General features: G+C 70.1%; 19 protein-coding genes. 12 read left to right on the top strand and 7 right to left on the bottom strand.

Annotated features, from left to right (window positions below; all coding sequences use genetic code 11):
• The first annotated feature begins 10 nt into the window (after positions 1 to 10).
• The gene (locus ACFHYO_RS02850) at positions 11 to 790 is read left to right on the top strand and encodes a succinate dehydrogenase iron-sulfur subunit (RefSeq protein WP_036702131.1); all 780 of its coding nucleotides are present in this window, start codon (positions 11 to 13) and stop codon (positions 788 to 790) included.
• Positions 791 to 965: 175 nt separating this feature from the next.
• On the top strand, positions 966 to 1190 hold the full coding sequence (locus tag ACFHYO_RS02845; RefSeq protein ID WP_036702128.1) for a hypothetical protein: 225 nt from the start codon (positions 966 to 968) through the stop codon (positions 1188 to 1190).
• Positions 1191 to 1257: 67 nt separating this feature from the next.
• Here the strand turns inward: ACFHYO_RS02845 and ACFHYO_RS02840 are convergent, their stop codons facing one another.
• Entirely contained in the window at positions 1258 to 1602 is a 345-nt protein-coding gene (locus ACFHYO_RS02840) for an ArsR/SmtB family transcription factor (RefSeq protein WP_036702125.1), read from the bottom strand.
• Between the two features lie 173 nt (positions 1603 to 1775).
• Between ACFHYO_RS02840 and ACFHYO_RS02835 the strand changes: the two genes are divergently transcribed.
• The 5 genes from ACFHYO_RS02835 to ACFHYO_RS02815 all read left to right on the top strand — a co-directional run bounded on the left by ACFHYO_RS02835 (position 1776) and on the right by ACFHYO_RS02815 (position 4744).
• Positions 1776 to 2150: an AtpZ/AtpI family protein gene (locus ACFHYO_RS02835; RefSeq protein WP_052171774.1), complete on the top strand. Its 375-nt coding sequence runs from the start codon at positions 1776 to 1778 to the stop codon at positions 2148 to 2150.
• A 2-nt stretch (positions 2151 to 2152) separates the two neighbouring features.
• On the top strand, positions 2153 to 2908 hold the full coding sequence (locus ACFHYO_RS02830; protein ID WP_036733398.1) for a F0F1 ATP synthase subunit A: 756 nt from the start codon (positions 2153 to 2155) through the stop codon (positions 2906 to 2908).
• Positions 2909 to 2958: 50 nt separating this feature from the next.
• The gene (locus ACFHYO_RS02825; protein WP_036702121.1) at positions 2959 to 3201 is read left to right on the top strand and encodes a F0F1 ATP synthase subunit C; all 243 of its coding nucleotides are present in this window, start codon (positions 2959 to 2961) and stop codon (positions 3199 to 3201) included.
• Positions 3202 to 3608: 407 nt separating this feature from the next.
• Positions 3609 to 4178: a F0F1 ATP synthase subunit B' gene (locus ACFHYO_RS02820; RefSeq protein WP_052171778.1), complete on the top strand. Its 570-nt coding sequence runs from the start codon at positions 3609 to 3611 to the stop codon at positions 4176 to 4178.
• Positions 4175 to 4744, top strand: coding sequence for a F0F1 ATP synthase subunit B (locus tag ACFHYO_RS02815; protein WP_394318226.1), 570 nt, complete (start codon positions 4175 to 4177; stop codon positions 4742 to 4744). Before ACFHYO_RS02820 ends, ACFHYO_RS02815 begins: the two co-directional genes overlap by 4 nt.
• Positions 4745 to 4840: 96 nt before the next feature.
• On the opposite strand, the gene ACFHYO_RS02810 is transcribed toward ACFHYO_RS02815, so the two are convergent.
• The gene (locus ACFHYO_RS02810) at positions 4841 to 5500 is read right to left on the bottom strand and encodes a YiaD family glycine zipper/OmpA-like lipoprotein (RefSeq protein WP_394318224.1); all 660 of its coding nucleotides are present in this window, start codon (positions 5498 to 5500) and stop codon (positions 4841 to 4843) included.
• Positions 5501 to 5811: 311 nt separating this feature from the next.
• Between ACFHYO_RS02810 and nth the strand changes: the two genes are divergently transcribed.
• Both nth and ACFHYO_RS02800 read left to right on the top strand, forming a co-directional pair.
• Entirely contained in the window at positions 5812 to 6465 is a 654-nt protein-coding gene (gene nth / locus ACFHYO_RS02805) for an endonuclease III (RefSeq protein WP_394318306.1), read from the top strand.
• A 73-nt stretch (positions 6466 to 6538) separates the two neighbouring features.
• A complete protein-coding gene (locus ACFHYO_RS02800) occupies positions 6539 to 7552 on the top strand; it encodes an adenosine kinase (protein WP_394318222.1) in 1014 nt (337 codons plus the stop codon).
• Positions 7553 to 7776: 224 nt separating this feature from the next.
• Here the strand turns inward: ACFHYO_RS02800 and ACFHYO_RS02795 are convergent, their stop codons facing one another.
• The 5 genes from ACFHYO_RS02795 to ACFHYO_RS02775 all read right to left on the bottom strand — a co-directional run bounded on the left by ACFHYO_RS02795 (position 7777) and on the right by ACFHYO_RS02775 (position 14387).
• On the bottom strand, positions 7777 to 9966 hold the full coding sequence (locus ACFHYO_RS02795; protein WP_394318220.1) for a 3-hydroxyacyl-CoA dehydrogenase NAD-binding domain-containing protein: 2190 nt from the start codon (positions 9964 to 9966) through the stop codon (positions 7777 to 7779).
• 4 nt (positions 9967 to 9970) lie between these two features.
• Positions 9971 to 11182, bottom strand: a complete 1212-nt coding sequence (locus ACFHYO_RS02790) for an acetyl-CoA C-acetyltransferase (protein WP_394318218.1) — start codon at positions 11180 to 11182, stop codon at positions 9971 to 9973.
• Between the two features lie 391 nt (positions 11183 to 11573).
• Positions 11574 to 13349, bottom strand: a complete 1776-nt coding sequence (locus ACFHYO_RS02785) for an acyl-CoA dehydrogenase C-terminal domain-containing protein (RefSeq protein WP_394318216.1) — start codon at positions 13347 to 13349, stop codon at positions 11574 to 11576.
• Positions 13346 to 13765, bottom strand: a complete 420-nt coding sequence (locus tag ACFHYO_RS02780; protein WP_036707812.1) for a MerR family transcriptional regulator — start codon at positions 13763 to 13765, stop codon at positions 13346 to 13348. Before ACFHYO_RS02780 ends, ACFHYO_RS02785 begins: the two co-directional genes overlap by 4 nt.
• 196 nt (positions 13766 to 13961) lie before the next feature.
• Positions 13962 to 14387, bottom strand: coding sequence for a MerR family transcriptional regulator (locus ACFHYO_RS02775; RefSeq protein WP_036702104.1), 426 nt, complete (start codon positions 14385 to 14387; stop codon positions 13962 to 13964).
• Positions 14388 to 14567: 180 nt separating this feature from the next.
• Here ACFHYO_RS02775 and ACFHYO_RS02770 point away from each other — a divergent pair, with 180 nt between their 5' ends.
• Genes ACFHYO_RS02770 through ACFHYO_RS02760 form a run of 3 tightly spaced genes read left to right on the top strand, consistent with a single transcriptional unit; the run spans position 14568 to position 16872 of the window.
• Entirely contained in the window at positions 14568 to 15017 is a 450-nt protein-coding gene (locus tag ACFHYO_RS02770) for a PaaI family thioesterase (protein ID WP_394318214.1), read from the top strand.
• Positions 15014 to 15517 carry a PaaI family thioesterase gene (locus ACFHYO_RS02765; RefSeq protein ID WP_036702100.1) on the top strand — a complete coding sequence of 168 codons (504 nt, stop codon included), beginning with the start codon at positions 15014 to 15016 and terminating at the stop codon, positions 15515 to 15517. Before ACFHYO_RS02770 ends, ACFHYO_RS02765 begins: the two co-directional genes overlap by 4 nt.
• A gap of 2 nt (positions 15518 to 15519) precedes the next feature.
• Complete coding sequence (locus ACFHYO_RS02760) at positions 15520 to 16872, top strand: MATE family efflux transporter (RefSeq protein ID WP_394318212.1); 1353 nt, start codon at positions 15520 to 15522, stop codon at positions 16870 to 16872.
• The last annotated feature ends 2 nt before the right edge of the window (positions 16873 to 16874 follow it).

The following is a 16874-nucleotide window of genomic DNA, read 5'->3' as shown; positions in this document are numbered from 1 at the left end:
AGGAAGCCCCATGGTCCAGCTGACCCTGCCCAAGAACAGCCGCATCAAGGTCGGCAAGACGTGGCCCAAGCCCGAGGGCGCGACCCGGCTGCGCCGCTTCAACATCTACCGCTACGACCCTGACTCGGGCGAAAACCCGCGCCTCGACACCTACTGGATCGACCTCGACAAATGCGGGCCGATGGTTCTCGACGCGCTGATCAAGATCAAGAACGAGATCGACCCGACCCTGACCTTCCGCCGCTCGTGCCGCGAGGGGATCTGCGGGTCCTGCGCGATGAACATCGACGGCGGCAACCATCTCGCCTGCATCTACGGCATGGACGAGATCGCGGGCGACGTGAACATCTACCCGCTGCCGCACATGGCGGTGGTCAAGGACCTCATCCCGGACCTGACGCATTTCTACGCCCAGCACGCCGCGGTGCATCCCTATCTGATGACCGACACGCCCGCGCCCAACAAGGAGTGGCGGCAATCGATCGAGGACCGCAAGAAGCTCGACGGGCTCTACGAGTGCATCCTCTGCGCCTCGTGCTCGACCGCCTGCCCGAGCTACTGGTGGAACGCCGACCGCTTCATGGGGCCGGCGGCGCTGCTGACCGCCTATCGCTGGATCATCGACTCGCGCGACGAGGCGACGGGGCAGCGGCTCGACGAACTCGAGGACCCGTTCAAGGTCTACCGCTGCCACACGATCATGAACTGCACCAACACCTGCCCGAAGGGGCTGAACCCGGCCAAGGCCATCGCCGAGATCAAGCACCTGATGGTCGATCGCATGGTCTGATCGGACCCTCAGCGCACCACCTTGCGGCCGCCCCCGGAGACCCGGCGGGCGGCCGTTCCCTGTCAGCCCTGCCGAAAGGGACAGGGGTGACGCTGCGTCTGCACTCTCGTTTTTGCCGCAGCGCGGCATTATCTTGGCCGTGGGGAGACTGGTATTCTTGCAACGGACCACGCCCATGACCCGCCCGACCTTCGACCAAGACTTCGCCGACCGCCCCGACTCGATGATGGACCTGCTGGCCGACCACGCCATCAAGGCCGCGCCGGTGGCCCAGCCCGCGCCCGTGCGCCATCTGCCGAACCGCCGCGCGCTGGCGGTGCTGGACCAGATGTACGCCTATCACGACCAGGAGCCGCTGACCGACGTGGTGGACTTCGGCTACGACGACGCCGCGGCCTGATCTCCGGATCAGCCGACAGGACCGGGCGGGGCAGGGCAACCTGTCCCGCCCTTTGCCATTCCGGCGGTCAGTCGTCGGACAGCCCCGCGGCCAGCTCCGCGGCGAGGAAGCGCTCGAAGTCGTCGAGGTCCACCGGGTCGAGCTGGCCGAAGCAGCGCATCCAGACCGAGGCCGCGCGCATCCCCTCGGGGTCGAGCTTGCACCAGGTGATCCGGCCCCGCCGTTCCTGCGCGATCAGCCCGGCCGCGGCCAGCGTGGCGAGATGCTTGGAAATCGCCGCAAGGCTGATGCCGAAGGGGGCGGCGACGTCGGTCACCGCCATGTCATCCTCGAGCAGCATGGACAGGATCGCCCGCCGGGTCGGATCGGCGAGGGCGGCAAAGATCGCGTCGAGGTCGTAGCGGGGGGCCATCGGGTCCAGATTCAACGTTTCGGTTGAATGATGGACCGCCCGCCGCGCCGCTGCAACTGCGACCCGATGGGGCAGCGTGTCAAGCGTTTTCAAAGACTTGCGGCGCTGCAGCATGCGGTTGACTCACGCCCGGCGGTTCCCTATCAGCACCTCAACTTTCGGGGAGCGTTCCGATGGCGGATCAGCCGGGCCACCACGGCCCCTCGCGCCGCGATGCGGACCGCCTTCGGGCACTGGAGGAACGGCTCGAGCATCTCGGCCGCGACCGCCGGCCCGAGACTCCGGGCGCCGACAAGTTCCACCAGGCCAACCAGGCATGGCGCATGGTGGTCGAGCTTGTGGCGGGGCTGGTGATCGGCTTCGGCGTCGGTTACGGGCTCGACTGGCTGCTCGGCACCACGCCGATCATGCTGGTGATCTTCATTTTCCTCGGCTTTGCGGCCGGGGTCAGGACGATGCTGCGGACTGCCGCCGAGATGGGGGCACCGCCGCCGGCCACAGGCACGAGGGCACCGGACGAGGGTCCGGACGAGGACGAAAGGGACTGAGCGTGGCGACAGAAGCGCATGGCGAAACCACCGGGCTGGTCTTTCACCCGATGGACCAGTTCATCGTCCGGCCGCTGTTCGGTGACGGGCCGGTGCACTGGTACACCCCCACCAACGTGACGCTGTGGCTGATGCTGGCGGTGCTGGTGATCTGGGTGCTGTTCGTCGCGGGCACCTCGGGGCGGGCGCTGATCCCGACCCGCGTGCAGTCGATGGCCGAGCTGACCTACGGCATGGTCCACAAGATGGTCGAGGACGTGACCGGCAAGGACGGGCTGAAGTACTTCCCCTATGTCTTCACGCTGTTCTGCTTCATCCTCTTCGCCAACCTGCTGGGCCTGCTGCCCAAGTCCTTCTCGACCACCTCGCACATCGCGGTGACGGCGGTGCTGGCGCTGTTCGTGTTCCTCGGCGTGACGATCCTCGGCTTCGTCAAGAACGGCGCGCATTTCCTCGAACTGTTCTGGGTCAAGTCGGCGCCGCTGGCGCTGCGCCCGGTGCTGGCGATCATCGAGCTGATCTCGTACTTCGTCCGCCCCGTCAGCCACTCGATCCGACTTGCGGGCAACATCATGGCCGGCCACGCCGTGATCAAGGTGTTCGCCGCCTTCGCCGCGGTCCTCGCGATCGCCCCGATCTCGATCCTCGCCATCGTGGGGATGTACGGGCTCGAGGTGCTGGTCTGCGTGATCCAGGCCTATGTCTTCACCATCCTGACCTGCGTGTACCTCAAGGACGCGCTGCACCCGGCGCACTGACGCCGGCGGGACAACCCCTCCACCCTTTCCAAAGCCTCAAGGAGCATACCATGGAAAACGTCGCCACCTACGCCGAACTGGGCAAATACCTGGGCGCGGGCCTCGCCTGCATCGGCATGGCGGGCGCCGCGATGGGCGTGGGCAACGTCGCCGGCAACTACCTGTCGGGCGCGCTGCGCAACCCCTCGGCCGCTGCCTCGCAGACCGCCACGCTGTTCATCGGCATGGCCTTTGCGGAAGCGCTGGGCATCTTCTCGTTCCTGGTCGCCCTGCTGCTGCTGTTCGCAGCCTGATCCCGGCGCGACTCCTTGCTTTTGGGTGGGGGCATTGACCCCCACCCGATTGCCAACCGCTCGGCCAGGGACAGGACATGATCAGCCTTTTGCAGCAGACCGCCCCCGCCGCGGTCGGACAGACCACCACGACGATCACCGTCCCGCTCGGTGACGCGACGCCTTCCGCCACCGCGCCCGCGGTGACGACCACCCCTGCGCCGGCCGTCACCGTGACGCCTGCGCCGGACGCCATTCCCCCTGCGGCGGCGGCCTCGCCCGCGGCGCAGACCCACGCGACCGACGCCATCGTGGTGCCGAACGCGACCGGTGCCGAGCACGCGCCGGCCGTGGCCCAGCCGGGCGCCGGTCACCTGCCGGTCGCCCCGGCCGAGGTCGTGACCACCCCCGGTGGCCACACCGCGGTCGTGACCCACGCCGTCCCCGGCACTGACGCGGCCCATGCGGTCGGCGCGGGCGGGCATGACGCGGCCGCCTCGGCCGGGATGCCGCAGCTCGACTTTGCGACCTTCGGCAACCAGATCTTCTGGCTGCTCGTCGCGCTGGTTCTGATCTACCTGATCCTGTCGCGCGTCGCGATCCCGCGGATCGGGCGCATCATCGGCGACCGTCAGGGGCTGATGAACGCCGATCTCGCCGCGGCCGAGGACTTCAAGCGCAAGGCCCGCGACGCCGAGGCCGCCTATGACAAGGCGCTGGCCGACGCCCGCGCCGAGGCCGGCAAGATCGTCGCCGCCAACAAGGCCGAGATCGACGCCGAGCTCAAGGCCGCCATCGCCAAGGCCGACGCCGAGATTTCGGCCCGCACCGTCGAATCCGAGCGGCGCATCGGCGAGATCCGCCAGTCCGCCGCCAACGACGCCCGCAGCGTCGCCCAGGACGTGGCGGCCGAGCTGGTCCGTGCCTTCGGCGCCACCCCGGACACCGCCGCGGTCAACGCCGCCGTGGACGCCCGCATCAACGGAGCCGTGCAATGATCGCCCGTATCGCTATGGCCGCCGCTGCCGCCGCCGGGCTGAGCGCCGGTCCGGCACTCGCCGCCTCGGGACCGTTCTTCTCGCTGCGCAACACCGACTTCATCGTGCTGCTGGCGTTCCTTGTCTTCGTCGGCATCCTGCTCTACTTCCGGGTGCCGTCGGCGGTCGCCAAGCTGCTCGACAAGCGGGCCGAGACGATCAAGGCCGACATCGCCGAGGCGCGTCGCCTGCGCGATGAGGCCCAAGACATCTACGCCGGCTACGAGCGTCGCCAGCGCGAGGTGAAGGGCCAGGCCGCGGAGATCGTGGCCAACGCCAAGCGCGAGGCGATGGCGCAGGCCGAAAAGGCCAAGCTGGACCTGCAGCGCTCGATCGAGCGCCGGCTCGCCGCCGCGCAGGACCAGATCGCTTCGGCCGAGAACGACGCCGTGCGCGCCGTCCGCGACCGTGCGGTGCAGGTGGCCGTTGCCGCGGCGACCGACATCCTTGGCCGGCAGATGGGGGCGCAGGATCGCGCCGCCGGGATCGACCGGGCCATCGACGACGTGGCGCGTCATCTGAACTGACCGCTCAAACCCATCCGATCGCCGTCAAGAGCGAGGGACAGAGAAAACCCCCGGTGTCGCCACCGGGGGTTTTCCTTTGTCCTGTCGGCGCCCCGATCAGTTCGGGCGGATGACGATCTCGACCCGGCGGTTCTGCGCCCGGCCGGCGGAGGTGTCGTTCGATGCGACCGGCTCGGTCTGGCCCATGCCGACCGTGGCGATCCGGCCCGCGGCGACGCCGCCGGCGGTCAGGATGCCCGCCACCGACTGGGCGCGGCGCTGCGACAGCTGCATGTTGTAGGCCGCGCGGCCGGTCGAGTCGGTGTGGCCGATCACCCGCACGGTCGAGTTCGGGTACTGCTGCAGGTTCCGCGCGAGCGCATACAGGTCGTTCTGCGCCGGGCCCGAAACGGCGGCGCTGTCGGTGGCGAACAGCACGCCCTCGGGCAGGGTGACGTTCAGCGTCTGCCCGGTGTTGACGACCTGCACGCCCGGCGTGGTCATGGTGCCCTGCAGCGCGCGGGCCTGCGCGTCAAGCGCCGAGCCGACGAGGCCGCCCGCCGCACCGCCGACGATGGCGCCCTTGATGATGTCGCTGCTGCGGTTGTTCTTGTCGTCGTCGCGCACCGCGCCGTACAGCGCGCCGGCGGCGGCCCCGGCCAGCACGCCCTGCTGGGCGCGGTTCATCTGGGTCGGCTGCCCGTAGGGGTCGGTGGCGCAGCCCGCCAGCGCGGTCAGCGCGGCAGTGGCGGCGATCAGGGTCACGCGAACAGTCATGTCCTATCCTTTCGTGTTTGGCCGTGGCAGAGCCCGGGCGCAGGACGCACCCCGACACCGGTCAGCCGAGAAACGGGGGGTGTATCGCGCCGGTTCCATCATGGCGCAAGGCCGCGGGCCGGAAGTCCCTGACCTGTCGTCCAAAATCCACCACGCCCGCGCGAGGGGGCGTGATCGCGGGTGTGACATGCAGGGCTCCGCCGGCCGCACGGCGCTTGCGTCCTGGCCGCGGCCGCGGCATCACCGCGGGCATGGCTCTCGATCCCGCCCGATCCCGCCGTGGTGCGGCCCGGCACGCGCCCACCGGGCGGCTGCCCGCGGCGCTGCCCTATGCCCGGCAGGTCGAGGTCTTCGCGCGCTTCGCGGACGCGAACCCGGACCCGGTGACCGAACTCGACTATACCGACGCCTTCACCCTGCTGATCGCCGTGGCGCTGTCGGCGCAGGCGACGGATGCAGGGGTGAACAAGGCGACGCCGGGGCTGTTCGCCGCCGCGCCCACGCCGCAGGCGATGGTGGCGCTGGGGGTCGAGGGGGTCGAGGCGCAGATCCGCACCATCGGCCTCTACCGGCAGAAGGCGCGCAATGCCGTCGCCCTCTCGCAGCTTCTGATCGAGCGGCACGGGGGCGAGGTGCCCTCGTCCCGCGCGGCGCTGATGGCGCTGCCGGGGGTGGGGCGCAAGACGGCCAACGTGGTGCTGAACTGCATCTGGGGCCTGCCCGCGCAGGCGGTGGACACGCATATCTTCCGCGTCTCGAACCGCACGCATATCGCGCCGGGCCGCGACGAGGCCGAGGTCGAGCGCGCCATCGAGGACAACGTGCCCGCCCCCTACCAGCAGAACGCCCACCACTGGCTGATCCTCCACGGGCGCCACATCTGCCAGGCCCGGCGGCCACGCTGCACGATCTGCCCGATCGCCGATCTCTGCCCCTACGAGCCGAAGACCACCGACCCCGCGTGAGCCCCCGCGTGAGCCCTTGTCGGGTCCCGCGATCCCCGGTTTAAGCGCTGCCAGCAACGCGAAAGGACAGCGCATGGCCTATCAGGTGATCGGCATCGGCAACGCCATCATGGACGTGATCGCCTCCACCACGGACGCCGAACTGGCCGAGCTCGGGGTGCAGAAGGGGATCATGCAGCTCATCGACCGCGACCGCGCCGAGGCGCTGATGGCGGCGCGCGAGGGCGCGGCGGCACGCTCGCGCCTGATCCCCGGCGGCTCAGTCGCCAACACGCTGGCCGGGCTGGGGCGGATGGGGCTGGCCACGGCCTTCATCGGCCGCGTCGCGGACGACGCGCTGGGGCAGGCCTATGCGCATGAGATGGCGGCCGACGGCACCGACTTCGTGAACCCGCCCCGCGACGTGGGCGGTGCGGACGAGGGAGGGCTGCCGACCTCGCGCTCGATCATCTGCGTGACGCCGGACGGCGAGCGGTCGATGAACACCTATCTCGGCATCTCGGCCGAGCTGGGCCCGGCGGACGTCGATCCGGCGCTGTTTGCGGGCGGGACGTGGCTCTTTCTCGAGGGCTATCTCTTCGACAAGGACCAGGGCAAGGCGGCGTTCCTCAAGGCCGCCGAGGCCTGCCACGCGGCCGGCGGCAAGGCCGGGATCGCGCTCTCGGACCCGTTCTGCGTCGATCGCCACCGTGACGACTTTCGCCGCCTCGTCGCCGGGCCGATGGATTACGTCATCGGCAATGTCCATGAGTGGCAGGCGCTCTATCAGACCGACGACCTCGAGCGGGCGCTGGCCGAGGCCGCGGCGGTCTGCGAGACAGTGGTCTGCACCCGCTCGGGCGAGGATGCGATCCTGATCCGCGGGGGCGAGCGGGTGATGGCGCCGGTCCACCGGGTCACGCCGGTCGATGCAACCGGGGCAGGGGACCAGTTCGCCGCCGGGCTGATCTACGGGCTGGCGACGGGCCGCCCGCTGGCCGAGGCGGGTCGGATGGGCTGCATCGCCGCCGCCGAGGTCATCACCCATGTCGGCGCCCGCCCCGAGGCCGATGTGCGCGCGCTCTTCGCCGCCGAGGGGCTGGGCTGACGCCGCGCCACCGGGGGCTTCGCGCCCCCGGACCCCCGCGGGATATTTGGGTCCAGCCCGAGGGGGAGTTGCTCCGCGCGCCCGCTTCGGGCGCCGCAACAAGCCGCGAACTCATCGAGCCGAAATGACGACACCGCCGCGAGGGGCCCCCGCGGCGGTGTTCTCTCTTGTCTAAATATCCCCGCCGGAGGCAGGCCGGGCGGTCTCGCCCGGCCTTCCGCGGCTCAGGCCGCGGCCTTGGCCTTGGGTCCGAAGCGGCCGTAGAAGGTCTCGCCCTTTTCGGCCATCTCGCGCAGCAGCGGCGGGGTGGCGAAGCGTTCGCCATGCGCCTCGGTCAGCTGGTCGGCAATCGCGGCCGCCCGCTCGGCGCCCAGCATGTCCAGCCAGCCGAACGGCCCGCCCGACCACGGCGCGAAGCCCCAGCCGAGGATGGCGCCGACGTCGCCCTCGCGGATGTCCTCGAGCACGCCGGCTTCCAGCGCGCGGACCGCCTCGAGCGCCTGCGCGAACATCAGCCGGTGCTGGACCTCGGTCAGCTCGGGCTGGTCGTCCGACTGCGGCCACTGCTGGCCCAGCTCGTCCCACAGGCCCTGGCGCTTGCCGGCCTCGTCATAGGCGTAGAAGCCCGCGTTGGCCTTCTTGCCCATGCGGCCCTTGTCGGCCATGGCGAAGATCACCTCGTCCACGGCGTCATCGGGATAGGCGTCGCCCATCGCCGCGCGGGTCGCCTTGGCGATCTTGACGCCCAGGTCGATCGAGGTCTCGTCGACGAGCTGCAGCGGGCCGAGCGGCATCCCCATCATCTTGGCGGCATTCTCGATCAGCGTCGGGTTCACCCCCTCGCCGACCATGCGGATGCCCTCGTTGATGTAGGGGATGATGCAGCGGTTGGCGTAGAAGAACCGCGCGTCGTTCACGACGATCGGGGTCTTGCGGATCTGGCGCACGAAGTCGAGCGCCTTGGCCACCGCGCGCGGCCCGGTCTGGGCGCCCTTGATGATCTCGACCAGCATCATCTTGTCCACCGGCGAGAAGAAGTGGATGCCGATGAACTGCTCGGGGCGGGTGCTGGCCTTGGCCAGCTCGCCGATCGGCAGGGTCGAGGTGTTGGTGGCGAAGATCGCGGTCGCGGGGATCACCGCCTCGGCCTTCTTGGTGACGTCGGCCTTGACGCCCACGTCCTCGAACACCGCTTCCACGATCAGGTCGCAGCCTTCCAGCGCGGCATAGTCGGTCGTCGCGGTGATGCGGCCCAGAACCTCGGCCTTCTTCTCTTCGGTCGACTTCTTGCGGCTGATCGCCTTGTCGAGGAGGCCCGTCGAGTAGGCCTTGCCCTTGTCGGCGGCTTCCTGCTTGGCGTCGATGAGGACCACCTCGATCCCCGCCATGGCCGAGACATAGGCGATGCCCGCGCCCATCATGCCGGCGCCGAGGATGCCGACCTTCTTCACCTTCTCGTCCGGCACGTCAGGACGGTTGGCGCCCTTTTCCAGCGCTTCCTTGTTGATGAAGAGCGAGCGGATCATGTTCCCCGACGAGGGGTTCATCAGCACGTTGGTGAACCAGCGCGCCTCGATCTTGAGTGCGGTGTCGAACGGCACCTGCGCGCCCTCGTAGACCGCCGAGAGCAGCGCCTTGGCGGCCGGATAGACGCCCAGCGTCTTGCCGTGCACCATGGCGCTGGCGCCGACGAAGGTCATGAAGCCCGCCGGGTGATAGGGGGTGCCGCCGGGCATCTTGTAGCCCTTGGCGTCCCACGGCTTGACGATGTCGGCGTCGGTGGCCTTGAGCACCCACTCCTTGGCCGCGGCGACCGGATCGGCCACCACCTCGTCGATGATCCCGGCGGCCTTGGCCTTGGCCGGGTCATTCAGCTTGCCCTCCAGCAGCAGCGGCGCGGCCTGCATGGCGCCGAGCTTGCGCACGAGGCGCGTGGTGCCGCCGGCGCCGGGGAAGATGCCGACCATGATCTCGGGCAGGCCGATCTTGGCCTTGGGGTTGTCAGCCGCGAAGATGCGGTGGGTCGAGAGCGGCAGCTCCAGCCCGATCCCCAGCGCGGTGCCGGGCAGGGCGGCGGCGATCGGCTTGCCACCCTTGAGCGTCTTGGGGTCCATGCCCGCGCGCTCGATCTTCCGCAGTACGGCGTGCAGCTGCATCACGAGGTCGAACACCGCCTGCGCGCCGCCGGCGTCCTTCATGGCGCCGATGACGTTCAGGTCCATGCCGGCCGCGAAGTCGGGCTTGCCCGAGGTGATGACGACGCCTTTCACGGCGTCGTCGGCCAGCGCCTGGTCGACCAGCCCGTCCAGCTCGCGGATGCCCGCCTCGCTGAGCACGTTCATCGACTTGCCGGGCACGTCCCAGGTGATGATGGCGACGCCGTCGGCGTCGGTCTTCATGGTGAAATCGGTCATGGTGTCACACCCGCTCGATGATGGTGGCCGCGCCCATGCCGGACGCGATGCAAAGGGTGGCGAGGCCGGTCGAGAGATCGCGGCGCTCGAGCTCATCGAGCAGCGTGCCGATGATGATCGCGCCGGTGGCGCCCAGCGGGTGACCCAGCGCCATCGCGCCGCCGTTCACGTTCACCTTGTCGGGCGAGACCTGGAAGGCCTGCATGAAGCGCAGGACGACCGCGGCGAAGGCCTCGTTGACCTCGAAGAGGTCGATGTCGCCGATCGACATGCCCGAGTCCTTGAGGATCTTCTCGGTCACCGGCACCGGGCCGGTCAGCATGATCGTCGGGTCGGTGCCGATCTTGGCGGTGGCGCGGATGCGGGCGCGGGGCTTGAGGCCCATCGCCTCGCCCCATTCCTTGGAACCGATCAGCACGGCGGCGGCACCGTCCACGATCCCCGACGAGTTGCCCGCGTGGTGGATGTGGTTGATGTGGTCGAGATGCGGGTATTTCAGCATCGCCACCTTGTCGAAGCCCGGCATCACCTCGCCCATGTCCTTGAAGCTGGGCTTGAGCTTGGCGAGGTCCTCGACCGTGGTGCCGGGGCGCATGTATTCGTCGCGGTCGAGGATGGTCAGGCCGTTCTGGTCCTTGACCGGCACGATCGACTTGGCGAACCGGCCCTCGGCCCAGGCCTCGGCGGCGCGGCGCTGGGATTCGACGGCCAGCGCGTCAGCCTCCTCGCGGGTGAAGCCGTATGCGGTGGCGATGATGTCGGCCGAGATGCCCTGCGGGACGAAATAGGTCTTCATCGCCAGGCTCGGGTCGACCGCGATCGCGGCCCCGTCCGAGCCCATGGCGACGCGGCCCATCATCTCGACGCCGCCGGCGATGTAGGCCTGGCCCGCGCCCGCCTTGACCTGGTTGGCGGCGAGGTTCACCGCCTCCATGCCGCTCGCGCAGAAGCGGTTGATCGACAGGCCGGGGATCGACTCGTCGAGGTCCGACAGCAGCACGGCCGAGCGGGCGAGGCAGCCGCCCTGTTCCATGACCTGGGTGACGTTGCCCCAGATCACGTCCTCGACGGCATGGCCCTCGAGGCCGTTGCGTTCCTTGACGGCGTCGAGAAGGCGCGCCGAGAGCGCCAGCGAGGTGACTTCGTGCAGGCTGCCGTCGGGGCGGCCCTTGCCGCGCGGGGTGCGGGCGGCGTCAAAGATATAGGCTTCGGTCATGAGTCCTCCTGGGGTCCTCCTGGAATGCGCGCGGGTGGCCGGCGCGTCGGATCGGTGGGGTCGGCCGGACCGGGGGCTTCGCGCCCCCGGACCCCCGCGGGATATTTCTGCAAGAGAGAATGGGGCGAGTTAACCCGATCTCAACCTCTCGCTGCGAGCCTGACGTGGCGGTACAGGCTGGGAAGCCGATGACCGCCAAGGGAGAAAGCCCCCCGTCCCGCCACTGATGCCGATGGCCGCGCGGGGCCGGGGGCCGCAACCGGCCGCAGGCGCAACATGGTCGCCGCGCCTTGCCGCACGGCGGGGGTCTTTCCTGCCCGAATATTCCCGCCGGAGGCATCCGGCAGGCGGGGCAGGCGCGGCGCGCCGGGCAGGGCGCGCCGCTGGCGCATCAGAACTGGTCCGCCGTCAGCGCCATGACCGGGTCGGCGCCGGTCTCGATCCGCGCGAGGTGGGTCGCGGTCATCGGCAGCTGCCGCTTCATGTAGTAGCGGCCGGTGGCGAGCTTGGTGTTCAGGAAATCGGCGTCGCCGGTCCCCTCGGTCAGCGCCTTCTGCGCCGCGACCGCCATCCGCGCCCACATGTAGCCCAGCACCGTGTGGCCGAAGAGGTGCATGAAGTCGTACGAGCCCGCCAGCGCGTGGTTGGGGTTCTTCATCCCGTTCTGCATGAAGAACATCGCCGCCGCCTGCAGGTCCTTCGACGCCGCCTTGAGCGGGTCGAGGAAGTCGGCCTTCAGCGCCGCGTCACCCTCGTTCGCCTTGATGAAGCCCTTCAGCTCCTCGAAGAACGCCATGACGTGCTTGCCGCCGTCCTGCGCCAGCTTGCGGCCGACGAGGTCGAGGGCCTGCACGCCGTTGGCGCCTTCATAGATCATCGTGATCCGGGCATCGCGGACGAACTGCGACATCCCGTGTTCTTCGATGTAGCCGTGGCCGCCGTAGACCTGCTGGGCCTGCACGGCGCTGTCGAAGCCCTTGTCGGTCAGGAAGCCCTTGATGACCGGGGTCAAGAGCGACACGAGCCCCTCGGCCGCCGCATCGCCGTTGTGGCCGCGGTCGATCAGGTTCGCGCCCCAGAAGGTCAGCGCCCGGGCGCCCTCGAGGAAGGACTTCTGGTCCATCAGCGCGCGGCGGATGTCGGGGTGCACGATCAGCGGATCAGCCGGGCCCGAGGGGTTCTCGGCGCCGGTCACGGCGCGGCCCTGCAGCCGGTCCTTGGCGTAGGCGACGGCGTTCTGATAGGCGGCCTCGGCCACCGCGTAGCCCTGCAGGCCGACGCCGACGCGGGCTTCGTTCATCATCGTGAACATCGCCCGCATGCCCTTGTGCAGGTCGCCGAGCAGCCAGCCCTTGGCCGCATCATAGTTCATGACGCAGGTGGCGTTGCTGTGGATGCCCATCTTGTGCTCGAGCGCGCCGACCGAGACGCCGTTGCGCTCGCCCAGCGAGCCGTCCTCGTTCACGAGGAACTTCGGCACGATGAAGAGCGAGATGCCCTTGGTGCCCTCGCCGCCGCCCGGCGCCTTGGCGAGCACGAGGTGGATGACGTTCTCGCTCAGGTCATGGTCGCCGGCCGAGATGAAGATCTTCTGCCCGGTGATCAGGTAGCTGCCGTCGTCCTGCGGCTCGGCCTTGGTGCGCAGCAGCCCGAGGTCGGTGCCGCAATGCGGCTCGGTCAGGTTCATGGTGCCGGTCCACTCGCACGACACCATCTTGGGCAGGTAGGTCTGCTTCTGGTCCTCGGTGCCGTGGGCGTGGATCGCCGAGTAGGCGCCGTGGGTCAGGCCCTGGTACATGTTGAAGGCCATGTTGGCCGAGACGAAGATCTCGCCCGCCGCCACGCCCATGACGTAGGGCATCCCCTGGCCGCCATACGCGGGGTCGCAGTCGAGCCCGGTCCAGCCGCCTTCCTTCACCGCCTCGAAGGCCGCCTTGTAGCCCTCGGGGGTGCGCACGACGCCGTTCTCGAGCTTGCAGCCCTGCTGGTCGCCCGGCAGGTTCAGCGGCGCGAGCATGTCGGTGGCCAGCTGCCCCGCCGCTTCGAGGATGGCGCTGGTGAAGTCGCGGTCCAGTTCGGCATAGCCGGGCAGATCGGCGCCGGAGACCTGCAGCACGTCATGCAGCAGGAAGTCCATGTCGCGGGTGGGGGCGTTGTAAATGGTCATGGCTCGTCCTTGACGGGTTGATCGGATGAGTGCGCGCCGGATCGGGCGAGCATCTCGTCGGTGGCGCGGACCCGCGCCTCGAGGTCTTCGATGATGTCCAGCAGCTCTTCGTGCTGCAGCCGGATCTCGGCCAGGCGCCGGCGGGCGATGTCGACCGTCGCGCGCAGCTGGGCGGCGTTGTCCCCCGCGGGCTCGTAGAGATCGAGCAGCCGCCCCATCTCGTCGAGCGAAAAGCCGAAGCGGCGGCCGCGCAGGATCAGCGTCAGCCGCCCGCGCTCGCGGCGCGAATACAGCCGAAGCTGGCCTTGGCGCAGGGGCGTGATCAGCTTCCGGGATTCGTAGAACCGCAGGGTCCGCGGGGTGACGCCGAACGTCTCGCACATCTGGCCGATGGTCAGAAGATCGTCGTCCCGCATCGCTGGCCCCATCCTCCCCATGCCGGTCCCGTTGCGCTCGGACTGACGTATAGGCGCGGACCCCGTCGGCCTAGAGCGGACGCTGCGTCAACCCCCGGCCCCCGCGGCGCCCCGGCCTGAGGCCCCGCGGCGGGCCGGGCCGGAGTCCGCGGCGGGTCGTCCCGGCCGCCAAAAGACAAGCCGGATCAGGGCGTTGTCAGCCCTTGTCCGGGTCGGCCTCGGGCGCGTCGCGCCCGGGTTCGTCGTCCAGCCCGGCGATGAGACGCTGCGTCTCGTCCCGAAGCGTCCTGAGGTCGGCCATCGCCGCCTCGATCTCGTCGCGCTGGGTCGCCATCGCGTCGAGCTGCCGCGTCGCCAGGTCGACCCACACCTCGTACTGCGCCCGGGTGCCCTTCTGCTGATAGATCAGCAGCCACTGGCGGATGTCCTCGAGCGAGAAGCCGAAGCGGCGGCCGCGCATGATCAGCTTCATGCGCCCGATCTCGCGCGGGCCGTACCAGCGCGCCCGGCCCTCGCGGCGGGGGCTGAGCAGCTCGATGTATTCGTAGTAGCGCAACGTCCGCGGGGTGACGTCGAACATGGCGCACATATCCTTGAAACTGATGTAGGATTCGTCGTGCATCCGTGCGTCCCCGTGACCGATGAGCGAGCCTAGCGTGGCCGGCCCGCGACCTCAACCTTTCCGCTGATGCGGCGCCGGGCGCAAGCCCATGCCGCAGTGCCGCCCCGGCTTGCGGGCGGCGCCGGGACGGGGCACTGATCGCAGGACCCACGGCCCCAGGACGAGAGGACACCCGCGGACATGGAGCTTTTGCCCGACAGCGGCGGTGCCGCCGACCCGCGCGAGATGATGCAGCGCTTCCTTGACGTCGTGCCCCACGCCGAGGCGCTGGGGATGCGGGTGGTCGATGCCGCCCCCGGGATGGTCGAGCTCGAGATGCCCTGGCGGGCCGAGTTCGTCGGCGACCCGGCGACGGGCGTGCTGCACGGGGGCGTGGTCTCGGCGCTGATGGACACCTGCTGCGGGGGCGCGGTGCTGGTTCACCCGAACCGCCCGGCCACGACCGCCACCATCGACCTCAGGATCGACTACCTGCGCTCGGCCGCGCCGGGGCAGGCGGTGCGGACCCGCGCCGAGTGCTTCCACATGGCGCGCGCGGTCGCGTTCGTGCGCGCCGTCGCCCATGACGGCACCGACGGGCCCCCCGTCGCCACCGCGACCGGCAGCTTCACCGTCGAGTGGCAGCGATGACCGGGGACCGCAACGAGCCGCTGGCGCAGCTCAAGGCGCGCCGGGACATGGCGCTGGGCGCGCTGGTCAACGGGATGCCCTATGCCGCGTGGCTGGGCATCCGCTTCGACCGCCGCGGGGATGAGCTGACCGCGACGCTGCCCTTTGCCGAGCGGCTGATCGGCAACCCGATGCTGCCGGCGCTGCACGGCGGGGCCACGGCCGCGTTCCTCGAGACGACCGCCATCGTCGAGCTGACCTGGGCCGCGATGTGGGGCGATCTCGAGGCCGGGCGCGTCGCCCCCGACCCCGAGCGCCCCGAGACCCTGCCGCGGCTGCCCAAGACCATCGACTTCAGCGTCGACTACCTGCGCTCGGGGCTGGCGCGCGACGCCTATGCCCGCGCCCGGGTGGTCAGGCAGGGGCGGCGCTACGCGAGCGTCCATGTCGAGGCGTGGCAGGACAACCGGGCGCGCCTCTTCGCGCAGGCGACCGGCCACTTCCTGATGCCGCGCGGCTGAGCGTGGCCACGCCCGGCCCGGACGGCGCGGCGACGGCGGCGGGCGGGGGCGACCGGCCCCTGACCCATCGCCGGGTGCTGGCCATCGCCGGGCCGATCGTGCTGTCGAACGCCACCATCCCGCTGCTCGGCGCGGTCGATACCGGGGTGGTGGGGCAGATGGGCGCCGCCGCCCCGATCGGCGCGGTGGGGGTGGGGGCGGTGATCCTCGCCTCGATCTACTGGATCTTCGGCTTCCTGCGGATGGGCACCTCGGGGCTGGTGGCGCAGAGCCACGGGGGGGGCGACGCGGGCGAAAGCGGCGCGCATCTGGTCCGGGCGCTGGGCATCGGGCTGGTCGCCGGGCTGGTGCTGATCGCCGCGCAGGCGCCGCTGGTGGCCGGCGCCTTTCGCCTCGCCCCCGCCTCGGCCGAGGTCGAGACGCTGGCGCGGCAGTACCTCGCCATCCGCGTCTGGGGCGCGCCCTTCACCATCGGGATGTATGCGCTGACCGGCTGGATGATCGCGGTCGAGCGCACCCGCGCGATTCTCGGCGTGCAGATGCTGATCAACGTGATCAATATCACCCTCGACCTCGTGTTCGTGCTTGGCCTCGGCTGGGGGGTGCAGGGGGTCGCGGTGGCGACGCTGATCGCGGAAAGCTGCGGCTTTGCGCTGGCGGCGTGGCTTGCCCGCGACGCGATCCGGGCGGGGCTGGCGCATGGCGGGCTGTGGGCCGGGGACGTGCTGCGGCGGATGGTGGCGGTCAACGGCGACATCATGGTCCGCTCGGTGCTGTTGCAGGCGAGCTTCACCACCTTCGTCTTCCTCGGCGCGGGGCAGGGCGACGTGACGCTCGCCGCCAACCAGGTGCTGATGCAGTTTCTCGAGATCACCGCCTATGCCCTTGACGGGTTTGCCTTCGCTGCCGAATCGCTGGTCGGGCAGGCGGTGGGCGCGCGACGGCCGGACCGGGTGCGGCGGGCGGCGGTGCTGACCTCGCAATGGGGCGTGGGCGGGGCGCTGGCGATGGGGCTGGTCTTTGCCGCGGGCGGCGGGGCGATCATCGAGCTGCTGACCACCTCGCCCGAGGTCCGGGCGGCGGCGCGCGACAGCCTGCCGTGGCTGATCCTCGCCCCCGCCATCGGCATCGCCAGCTGGATGTTCGACGGCATCTTCATCGGTGCCACCCGCACCCGCGAGATGCGGGTCGCCATGATCCAGTCGGTGGCGGTCTATGTCGTGGCGCTGCTGGTGCTGCCGCCGCTGATGGGCAACCACGGGCTGTGGGCGGCGCTGATGATCCTGAACGCCACCCGCGGGCTCGCGATGGCGCGGCTCTACCCGCGGGTCGAGCACGCCGCGGGGGTGGCCTGACC

This window comes from Paracoccus panacisoli, assembly GCF_042435015.1.
In the GTDB taxonomy this organism is placed as follows: Bacteria; Pseudomonadota; Alphaproteobacteria; order Rhodobacterales; family Rhodobacteraceae; genus Paracoccus; species Paracoccus panacisoli.
The sequence above is the reverse complement of the archived record's forward strand: the minus strand, read 5'-3'. Positions and strand labels throughout refer to the sequence as shown.